Origin of the sequence: Dysgonomonas sp. PH5-45, from assembly GCF_029893235.1 — a bacterium.
In the GTDB taxonomy this organism is placed as follows: domain Bacteria; phylum Bacteroidota; class Bacteroidia; order Bacteroidales; family Dysgonomonadaceae; genus UBA1309.
The window spans coordinates 1-1,177 of record NZ_JARXWE010000072.1 but is presented as its reverse complement, the minus strand read 5'-3'; the positions used below and the strand labels follow the sequence as shown (position 1 = coordinate 1,177).

The window sequence follows — 1,177 nt, the reverse complement described above, 5'->3', positions numbered from 1 at the left end:
TAGTACTGATGCGTTAAAAATTTGAATTAAATAAATCCAATTGCTCTTTGACATTTTGTTTTGAATTGACTTGAAATTCGGTAAGCAGTTCTCTTATCGGAGTTTTGTCAAACGCTGATATTCCCAGGATTTGCATAATCTCATAAATAGAGAGCGTGCTTTTGAGCGAATGCTTTACATATGCGACTATCAGGTATGTGCAGATAGCTATCCAAATATGGGTTTTGACAGCATTTGGCGAATGCCCCCAAAGCTTTTTGATGGTCAGATTTTGTTTTATCCACTTGTAAAAAGTCTCCACTTGCCATCTGTTCTTATACAAATAGGCGACTTCCATTGCGGATACGTCGAAATTGTTGGTCAGAAAAACAAGTTCATTTTCTTTTTCTTGATCGTAAAATTCGACTAATCTCAATTTCTCAGGATAGAGCTTCTTGGACTTTGCAACAGTAAGCATAATTGTTTTATCGGCTCTTAGCCCTGTGGTTTCGTCTATGTTGTAATTTTGCTCAATCACATCATATTTTAATGTTGATTTTGCTCTTGTAACAAAGAAGGATCCACATTTGTGCATACGATACAACGCTTCAAAATCAACATACGCTTTATCCATAAGATAAATAGCCTCAGGTATGGGGACTATCTCATCAAGCGCATTACTGTCATGATACTTCCCGTCGGTAATGAGGATAAAGGTCGGAATACTGCCTCGCAAATCAATCAAAGTATGAACTTTGACAGCCCCTTTGCTGTATTTTCCCTCAGCCCATGTCAGAAGATTGATACTACAGGAAATCGTTGTTGAATCCAGTGCAAAGATGTCGTTATCAATATCTATGTTAGGAATAGGTGAATCCATATAAAGCGGACGAACTTCTTTTATGAGAAAATCTCCAAAGTCGGCAAATATCCGCCAGTCTCGACTCTCATTGGCTCGTGAAATGGTTGATTGATTTACATGTTGCTTTATTCCTAAATGGTAAAGCTTGCGTTTATGGGCTTTTAGACAAAGACAAATATCCCGTAAGGAGTTCAAAGAAGTAAGTTGTCCGAAAAACAACTGTACAAACTGATTCCAACACTTGAAATCTCTGACTCGATAATCGCCTCTATAGCGTTTTACGCATTTAGCAAACTCATATCGGTCAACAAACTCTAATAATTGAGAGAAAACATA

General features: G+C 37.4%; 1 protein-coding gene. It reads right to left on the bottom strand.

The genetic code is table 11. The features are described 5' to 3' along the window. Positions 1–13: 13 nt before the first annotated feature. The coding region (locus M2132_RS12025) for an IS4 family transposase (RefSeq protein ID WP_280698317.1) at positions 14–1,177 on the bottom strand (1,164 nt) is incomplete at its 5' end.